This is a genomic window from Mucilaginibacter sp. P4_E8, assembly GCF_056401495.1.
In genome coordinates this window covers 1-9,055 of record NZ_JBFUJG010000173.1, presented here as the reverse complement: position 1 = coordinate 9,055, position 9,055 = coordinate 1, and the positions used below count along the sequence as shown (strand labels likewise).

Sequence of the window (9,055 nt, the reverse complement as noted above, 5' to 3'; positions counted from 1 at the left end):
GGATACATCTGTCAATGTGATCGTATCAAAGGTGAATAACATACTATTTGCTGTTGAAAAACAACGCGAACTTTCCGAGCTCGAAATAAAAAAGGCAGCTAAGTCTCTTAATATTAAATCAATACCAGTTGGTTCTCCTGTAATAAATGGTTATACCATTGATTTTTGGCACCAGGCTTACCATGATATTCCGGGCGGCGATTTTATTGATTTTATTAAAGTGAATGATACCCACAACTTTATTGTGTTGGGCGATGTCATGGGTAAAAAGTGGATGGCCTGGTTTTTTACTTTTGGTTTTTTAAGCTACGTACGATCGGCCGTAAGGTTTGCGGCCTACAACGGCGAATACTCAACGGCAAAAATTTTAAAGCAGGTAAATGATGTAATTTGTTTTGATGATGTACTGAAAGACATATTATCAAGTTTGTCATTATTGCTGATCAACACCGAAACAGGCCGTATTACTTACTCGGGAGCAGGAGACCTGCCTTTGCTGCATTATGAGACCGCTGCAGGCCAGCTTAAAACCATTGGCTCTCAAGGCTTGTTGTTAGGTTTGTTTGCCAACGGAAATTATGACGAACAGGAGATCATATTACAAAGAGGCGACGGGCTGTTTGTATTTACAGATGGTATGATTGATTTTACAGATAGTACGGGTAAAAAAAGCGATTATGAGCAGTTTTCTAAAAAGCTTGGCAGCTTTTTAGGGCAGGCTGGTAATTTTGAATATTTGAAGGATAGCCTATTTAATAATAACCTGAACAGACAGGTTGATGATCAAAGTATAATCAGCATATATAAAAATTAAACTATGGTAACAATTTATAAAGAAGACGATAATAACCTGTTGCTTAGCCTGAATATACAGGAAGCTAACCTTAATAATGCTGATATATTTAAAGATAAATTGGTACAGCTTTTTGATCAGCATCAAAAAAGGCTCATCATCAGCATGAAAGCGGTGCAGTATATTGACAGTTCATTCCTCGGTGCGCTGGTGGCAGCTCTTAAATATGTGCTGTCGCATAAATCGGATATCATTTTGGTTGATATGCATGAGGATGTCGCCAACCTTTTTTCCCTGATACGCCTGGATAAAGTATTTAAGATATACGGTAGTTTTAACGATGCCATTAACTCACGATAAACGGTATGTATCCCATCGTTCAGCGGTTTTCCTTTCAAAATACAAGGTTATCCATCATAACCTCGTTAAGGGAGATTCTTGAATTTATAAACGGGCATTTATCCGGATGTGCCGGCCGGCACATCCGGCATTTTGAAATTGAAATGGTGATTACCGAATTGCTCACCAACGCAATTAAACATACTGGCGATGCCGAAATATCTATTAGCATATCCATCAGCAAAGAATACCTCATCATTGAAAAAAGTGACCACGGCAACCCCTTTAATCCTAATAATTTCTTGTCTCAATTTACAAACACCGGAAGTAAAGTACAATTAAGCCGGGATGATCTGTACAGCATTTACGCGGTTATTGAAAATGATCACCAGGCGAGGTTTATCTGTGAGGAAAATAAAACCGCGTTGAGTTTTGTTGATATCATGGAGCATTTCGGTTTGCTGATCATTACGCGATCGGCCGAGGAATTTATCTACCGGTATAACCCTGTTACCGGACTCAATACTTTTCGTGTTCATATGCTTTTAAATCAGGATTGATCGTTTGGTCAAGCAGATCAAGTATAGCCGAATCTGTGTTTTTGTCAAATTTTCGGGCAAATAGCTTGCCCGAATTGATAAGCGCAGCTGTATCATACATTGTAAGTGTTTTTGGGCTTACTCCCCCGGCCGACCAGTCGATATACCTCAAATCGTCATTTACCATATGGCTTTGATAGTCGGAATTATAAAGGATGGTTTGGAATATGAACTCGTCGGGAGCCCAGGTTAGTTTAATAAAACGCCGCAGTTTAGGATTATGCTGCCAGTATTCCAGTAAATAACTGACACACGCTATGGGTATGGTAAACCATTGTGAGCGGCCTACCGGAATAAGCCCATTAGGCATGCGGCGTGCCGGGAGCAATTTGTTAACTATACTTTGAAGTATATATCTGCCTTGCATGCGCCAGTTATTGAAATGATATTGTTGTATGCGCGGTAAGGCTTCGGTCCAGTCTGGGTCAAATTTTAAAAAGTTCATGAAAACTTTGCCTGCCTGTTCGTCAAGGAACCGGTGAATAAACGCTGCCGGTTTTAAAGGATAATCCTGCCCGCTTAACAGGTTCAGGTATTGATAAGTATTTCCGGACGACAAGATCTCTTTAAATCCATTCAAAGTAGCTTCCACCATATTGTATGATCCCCAGTAAACCTTTACCCTGTTTTGTATAAAAAACAAGCCTTTGATGTTTTTTAAATATTCGAAAGGAACAATGGATGTTTTTTTATCAATATGGATATATATATCGGCATCGGGATGCGCCAAACGTGAAATTAACCGTTCCAACTGTTTTGGTTCGTTGTGGGCAAGGATAAGATGGGCCAGTTTCATATATCCGTTTTATAATTCATTAAAACAACATTAAATATTAATACGTATAACACGCAAACAAGGATACCATTTTGTTAACGAATAACCTTCTTGACGATACATTATCAGAACCGTTTATTAAAAAATGACTGCTACAAAAGAAAGATTCGAGGTTCTGGATATTTTCAGGGGTATACTATCGAGCCTGGTTGTGTTTTTTCACCTCAGTGCTTTTTCTGCCACGCCAATTATCAACAACGAGTTTATTTACAATTGCGATCTCTTTGTCGATTTCTTTTTTGTGCTCAGCGGTTTCGTGATCGCCTATAGTTATCGTTTTATAAAAACCGGAAATGAGCTTGGCCGGTTTTATAAAAAAAGGTTCTTTAGGTTATATCCGCTCCATTTTATTGTGTTGCTGATATTTGTAGCCATTGAGCTTTCCAAACATTCGGCATCAGGCTATGTGCACGTTAATAAGGTTGATAATGTAAGCAACAACCTGTACACCTTTATTACCAATGTTTTTTTGCTCAACTCGGTCAAATTTCAGGGTATTCATGATGTAAGCTGGAACATCGCAAGTTGGTCAATCAGCGCCGAGATGATCGCCTACTTAGTTTTTGGCTTAACCATGCTTTTTATCAACCGTAGCGGCTTTACAAAAGGCAGATTGCTCATCTACGCTTTGGTGATCATCGCATCAGGAGCCGTAATATACGTATGCACAGGCGGCTTGAGGTTGATATACAGTTTTGATTACGGCTTTTTGCGCGGCATCATGGGGTTCTTCATCGGCGTGGTTTGCTTTAATATTTTTGACGGCTATAAAATATATCTGCGCACGCTTAGCAATGGTCTGTTTAGCTTCCTCGAAGTGGCCGCGCTGCTCGTAACGGTTGGTTTTGTTTGGTACGGATCTGTTTTTAAAGACTATGGCTTTATTTACGAGTTGTTGTTTTTTGTAACGATACTCATCTTTGCTTTTGAAAAAGGTCGGCTTTCGGCATTATTGAAAAGATCGCGCTTTCTTCACCTTACAGGTCAGTATTCGTACTCCATATACATGATACATACACTTATTCTCAGCCTGTTCAATATCGTATTTATCCGGGTGCTCAAATTTCCGCCTTCAGCTTATGCATATCTTTTTATTTTGAACTATGCCATCATCTGGCTATTATCGGCATGGACATTTAAACATATCGAAATGCGGTTTAATATTTCCACCAAAAAAGAACCCGGTAAAAAAGGGTGGTGGCTCTGGTAGATCGACCTTTTATAGTACTTTGGGAGCGAATGTTTGTTTTACCAAAGCAATAGTTTCATAGTAGCCTGTTTTGAAGATACTTCCATAAGTAAAATTACAGTATTTGTTTAGGGCGAAGTACCCTATGATAGAGCCTGTTATTGTTGGGAACACCGTAGCAAAGGCAATTCCGTAAACATTGTGCGTTAAGGCGATACCCAAAAAATCGGTTGCTATGTTAACAGCAAGCATAACCAACACCTTATAAAAGTTTACATGCGGACGGTGTATTACATCAAGTGTCAGGGCAAAGAAACGGTCGGCCGGGAATAAAATGGCAAACGTAAGGAAAAGACGGAAAACGTTTGCAGCCTCAGTACCCACATACTTGCCGCCTCCAATAATATAAATTGGCACATCTGCCAGTGCGGCACCAACAAGTGCCACCGGTATCAGGATGATGGATAGCATACCCGCATATTTTTTCATGATCTTTATAACTCCCTGGCGGTCATTTGAATTATATGCGGTCGCCAGTTCGGGCATAGCAGTAACCGCAAAGCTACGCAGAGGTATCTCAATAAGCTGCATAAGGGTTTGGCCAAGGTTATAAATGGCAAGGGCAGGTTTGCCCAGCATAAAGTTAATGATGAACGTATCGGAAGTGCCAAACATATTGGCGCTTAATGATGTGCCAACACTGAATTTACCAAAATTGTAAATATCCCTGATGCAGGTTTTGGTACGATGTTTAAGATTACTGACACGTGTCCAGCCTTTAAACAAAGCATATAAACTGGTTAAGGCATTGGAGAAAAGGTACATGAAAAGCACATTTTGCAGATTAATCTTTTGAATAATAATTAAAATAAGGATAAACACGACAAAACTCCCCTGGTTGCACAGTCGTATGTACAGCAACTTACCAAAATGCTGATCGCCCTGTATAACACAGGTAGCCAGAAACCAAGGCAGTGAAATGACATAGTAAACTCCAGACCATTTGAAAAATAATAGAAGCCCTTCATCGGGTATATAGTTCAGGAAAAGAAATGATGTAAGGCTTATGAGTGCCAGCAAGCCCGTAACCATAAGCCCAAGTAACCAGGCCGAACCAGAAACCTCACGCGCACGTTCCTCTCCGGAGCCCGCATAAAATTTTATAAAAGCTGTAGTTAAAAACCCCGATCTGAAAGTATCAACCAATAGAAGTATGGATTGAAAAAACACCCATGTTCCGGCCTCCGTTTTTGATAATGAACGATAGATCAGTGTCATGGTTATCAGCCCCAGACCCGACATGATCACATTACCTGCCAGTGATAAAATATATTTGTTGTGGATAAGATTATAAACTTTTCTAAACATAGTTTCGTAAAAAAATCACTATCTGCAAAGAGAATAAAAACACATCATTCTCCGGGCAGGATATGCAGATTTTAATTATGGATGTAAACGAAAATTATTTCAAGGATGTTACCTTATTGATCACACATTATAATCGCAGCGGGTCGTTGGAGCGATTATTAAATGCTTTCAGAGCGCTTGAAATAACTTTCGGGGATATTGTGGTGTCTGATGACGGCAGCAAACCCCAAAACCTGGAAAAGGTTAAAGCACTACAGCAGGATTTTAACTTTGAACTGATAACCACCCCGGTTAATAAAGGACTGGGCAATAATATTAATAAAGGTCAGGACGCCGTGCATACACCCTATACTTTATATGTGCAGGAAGATTTTGAACCCAAGCCGGTTTTTGCGACCCATTTTAAAGATGCCCTGCAGTTTATGAATGAGGATAAGGGCCTGGATATTATAAGATTTTACGCCTATTTTAAGTACCCTTATTTAAAACTCATCGGCAAAGGTTTTTCTGAAATGATCTTTAAACCTTACCTATGGGCAAATAACCATCTGAAATTTTATGTATACAGCGACCACCCGCATCTGCGACGAAGTACGTTTCTGGAAAAGTTTGGGCGCTATCCGGAAGGAATTAAAGGCGACCTCACCGAGTATGGTATGGCTGTTTCTTTTATACAGAAAAAGGGGCGGGGCCTGTTTTTTGATCAGTTTAACGAGCTTTTTTATCAAAAAAACTCGCCTGATGAGCCAAGCACCATGGGGCGGGCCGGCTGGCGCGAGAGCAAAAATATATTTGCCCTGGCCGCCCGCCAGGGTTACCTGCAGTTTAAATTGTTAAAATGCACTTACGATGTCCTTCTTAAAAAGTAATTTAAATGATGATTCAAGATCAGTTTAGTGCAGTTACTCTATTAATAACACATTACAACAGGAGCCGGTCGCTCGAAAGATTGCTGCAGACTTTTGCCACGCAACAAATAGTTTTTGGCGAGATTGTAGTATCTGACGATGGAAGTAAGCCGGAACACCTGGGATACCTCAAAACAATAAGCAATAAGTATAATTTTCGCCTTATTACTACACCTGTTAACAAAGGTTTGGGCAATAACATAAACAAGGGACAGGAAGCTGTGCAAACAGCTTATACTTTATACGTGCAAGAAGATTTTGATCCTTTCCCCGGCTACAAGCAACATTTAAAAGATGCGCTGGATATCATGAACGAAAGACATGATATTGATATAGTTCGGTTTTACGCTTACTTTAAGTATCCTTATCTCAAGCCATTCAGGGCGGGATTTTCGGAAATGGTGTTTAAGATATGGTACCCCGGTTATCGCAAATTCCATTGTTACAGCGATCATCCGCATTTGCGCAGAAGTAATTTTTTGCAAAAATTTGGCAGGTATCGTGAAGGTATAAAAGGCGATCGTACGGAATTTCTGATGGCGATGTCTTTCCTTAAAAATAAAGGAAAGGGAATGTTTTATGAGGATTACAAGGGATTGTTTGACCAGCGAAACTCAAACGACGAACCAAGCACCATGACCCTTACGCGTAGTGATTTCAGGCAAAGTTCGAATCCTTTAATCAGCGTTGTTAGGGCACTGTATCGCAATGTTAAACACAGCTATGATTATCTGGTAACCCCGAAAATAAAATGAGCAATCTTACACTTACCCCAATGATTAAAATAAATGAATAGGAAAACGGCTCTAAAAGGCATTCTGGGAGTTGTTACACTTGGTGTTTCTTCAGGGGTATTATATGAATTTTTAAAGTCTGACGGTGGCATCCCTATTGAATTACTTTCACAAAAAAGAGAGTTGATTGCGGCTCTTGCAGATGTTATTATCCCGCGTACAGATACACCTGGTGCTAAAGATGCCAAAGTGCACGATTTTATCATCAAAATGATAACCGAAAATACAGAGAGAAAAGCGCAAAAATCATTTTTGGCTGGTTTAAGCTCACTTGAACATCATACCTATACCCATTATCATAAACAATTTACGGATTGTAATAACATCGAAAAAAACGAAGTATTAAAGCATTTTGAGGATAAGGGAAACTATTCGCCGGAGATTCTGAACAAAGTAAGGAAAAAGCTTTTTGGTCCATCCTTTTTTTATCAATTAAGAGATTTAACCGTACAAGGCTACTGTACATCCTTTTTAGGTGCTACCAAAGGTATGGCCTATGATTATATTCCTGCAACTTATGAGGCGTGTATACCGTTAAGGAACAATCAACGGGCATGGGCGACCAAATAATTTAATAATATATGGCTAATACGGGCAATTTTAATTACGATGCTATAGTTGTTGGGTCGGGCATCAGCGGCGGGTGGGCAGCTATGGAACTTTGTAAAAAAGGCCTGAAAACATTGCTTTTGGAAAGAGGCCGGGATGTTAGGCATATTACAGATTACCCAACGGCTATACTAAATCCCTGGGATTTTGAATACAGGTTAAATAATACACCAAAATTTAAAGCCGAAAGTCCTATTCAATCAACGGGTGCTGATGCCGGTAATGCCCATTTTTATGTTAACGACACCGACAATCCCTACATACAAAATAAACCTTTTAACTGGTACCGGGGATACCATGTTGGCGGAAGATCATTAACATGGGGCAGGCAGTGCTACCGCCTGAGCGACCTTGACTTTGAAGCTAACATCAAAGAAGGTATAGCTGTTGACTGGCCAATACGGTACAAGGACATTGAACCCTGGTATGCCTGCGTTGAACGTTACATTGGTGTTAGCGGTAAAAAGGAAAATTTGAACCAACTGCCCGATGGAGAATACCTTCCGCCTATGGAGCTGAATTGTATTGAGAACCATTTAGATGCTTCTATCCGTAAAAATAATGGCGACAGATTATTGACCATTGCAAGGGTGGCCAATTTAACCAAAGGCTGGGATAGCCGCGGGCCATGCCAGAACCGGAATTTGTGTTCAAGGGGGTGCCCTTTTGGCGGTTACTTTAGCAGCAACAGTTCAACTATTCCGGCCGCCATGCAAACAGGTAACCTCACGTTAAGACCATATTCAATTGTTGCCGAAGTTTTATATGACGAGCAAAAACAAAAAGCCAAAGGCGTAAGGGTTATTGATACCCAAACTCATGAAAGCTTTGAATATTACGCAAAGGTGATCTTTATAAACGCGTCAACCATTGCTACGGCGGGTATATTACTTAATTCTAAATCCAGCAGGTTTCCGAACGGATTCGGTAATGATAGCGGCGAACTGGGGCATAACCTGATGGATCATCATTCTTCTGCAGGTGCATCGGGTAAATTCCATGGTTATACAGACAGCTATTACAAAGGCCGCAGGCCGTGTGGCTTTTTAATACCCCGTTATAGAAATCTTAAACCTGGCGAAGGGCTTGATTACACAAGGGGGTTTAATATTCAGGGGCATGGCGAACGATCTGAATGGCAGGATAGTATGAATACTAACCAGGGTTTTGGCGCCGATTTTAAAAAAGCTATTACAACTCCAGGTCCGTGGACGGTATGGATGGCCGGATGGGGGGAATGCCTGCCTTATCATGATAATATGATTAGTTTGAACGAGACACAAAAAGATAAATGGGGGCTTCCGTTAATCAATATTGATTTTTTATTTAGGGAAAACGAAACAAAGATGATGGACGATATCCGTAAATCATCAGGCGAAATGTTGGAARCCGCAGGCTTTACAGAAATAAATGCGTTTAATTATAATAAGCCGGGAGGTAGTACGGTGCATGAAATGKGAACCGCCCGAATGGGAAGATCTCCTAAAACATCGGTATTAAACGGAAATAACCAAATGCATGCCGCAAAAAACGTATTTGTAACAGATGGTAGTTGCATGACATCGTCGGCAAGTCAAAATCCTTCGTTAACCTATATGGCGCTTACAGCACGGGCCTGTGA

10 protein-coding genes are annotated in these 9,055 nt (G+C 40.4%); 8 read left to right on the top strand and 2 right to left on the bottom strand.

Going from position 1 to position 9,055, the window contains the following annotated elements:
* The 3 genes from AC1DRQ_RS27615 to AC1DRQ_RS27605 all read left to right on the top strand — a co-directional run.
* The coding region (locus AC1DRQ_RS27615; protein WP_477428747.1) for a PP2C family protein-serine/threonine phosphatase at positions 1–814 on the top strand (814 nt) is incomplete at its 5' end.
* Between the two features lie 3 nt (positions 815–817).
* A complete protein-coding gene (locus AC1DRQ_RS27610) occupies positions 818–1,153 on the top strand; it encodes an STAS domain-containing protein (protein ID WP_429391991.1) in 336 nt (111 codons plus the stop codon).
* Between the two features lie 5 nt (positions 1,154–1,158).
* A complete protein-coding gene (locus tag AC1DRQ_RS27605; RefSeq protein WP_477428745.1) occupies positions 1,159–1,692 on the top strand; it encodes an ATP-binding protein in 534 nt (177 codons plus the stop codon).
* Here the strand turns inward: AC1DRQ_RS27605 and AC1DRQ_RS27600 are convergent.
* Positions 1,652–2,527: a beta-1,6-N-acetylglucosaminyltransferase gene (locus AC1DRQ_RS27600; protein WP_477428743.1), complete on the bottom strand. Its 876-nt coding sequence runs from the start codon at positions 2,525–2,527 to the stop codon at positions 1,652–1,654. The two genes, AC1DRQ_RS27605 and AC1DRQ_RS27600, sit on opposite strands and share 41 nt — an antisense overlap.
* Before the next feature lie 124 nt (positions 2,528–2,651).
* Between AC1DRQ_RS27600 and AC1DRQ_RS27595 the strand changes: the two genes are divergently transcribed.
* Positions 2,652–3,776, top strand: coding sequence for an acyltransferase family protein (locus AC1DRQ_RS27595; RefSeq protein ID WP_429391999.1), 1,125 nt, complete (start codon positions 2,652–2,654; stop codon positions 3,774–3,776).
* A 9-nt stretch (positions 3,777–3,785) separates the two neighbouring features.
* Here the strand turns inward: AC1DRQ_RS27595 and AC1DRQ_RS27590 are convergent, their stop codons facing one another.
* Positions 3,786–5,123 (bottom strand): lipopolysaccharide biosynthesis protein, encoded by a 1,338-nt coding sequence (locus AC1DRQ_RS27590; RefSeq protein WP_477428740.1) that lies wholly within the window; start codon positions 5,121–5,123, stop codon positions 3,786–3,788.
* A gap of 77 nt (positions 5,124–5,200) precedes the next feature.
* On the opposite strand from AC1DRQ_RS27590, the gene AC1DRQ_RS27585 reads away from it, so the two are divergent.
* The 4 genes from AC1DRQ_RS27585 to AC1DRQ_RS27570 form a co-directional block, all read left to right on the top strand.
* Positions 5,201–5,992 (top strand): glycosyltransferase, encoded by a 792-nt coding sequence (locus AC1DRQ_RS27585; protein WP_477428738.1) that lies wholly within the window; start codon positions 5,201–5,203, stop codon positions 5,990–5,992.
* Positions 5,993–5,997: 5 nt separating this feature from the next.
* Positions 5,998–6,786, top strand: coding sequence for a glycosyltransferase family 2 protein (locus AC1DRQ_RS27580; RefSeq protein WP_477428736.1), 789 nt, complete (start codon positions 5,998–6,000; stop codon positions 6,784–6,786).
* Between the two features lie 33 nt (positions 6,787–6,819).
* The gene (locus AC1DRQ_RS27575; protein WP_477428734.1) at positions 6,820–7,395 is read left to right on the top strand and encodes a gluconate 2-dehydrogenase subunit 3 family protein; all 576 of its coding nucleotides are present in this window, start codon (positions 6,820–6,822) and stop codon (positions 7,393–7,395) included.
* An 11-nt stretch (positions 7,396–7,406) separates the two neighbouring features.
* A partial coding sequence (locus tag AC1DRQ_RS27570) for an FAD-dependent oxidoreductase (RefSeq protein ID WP_477428732.1) occupies positions 7,407–9,055 on the top strand: 1,649 nt, incomplete at its 3' end.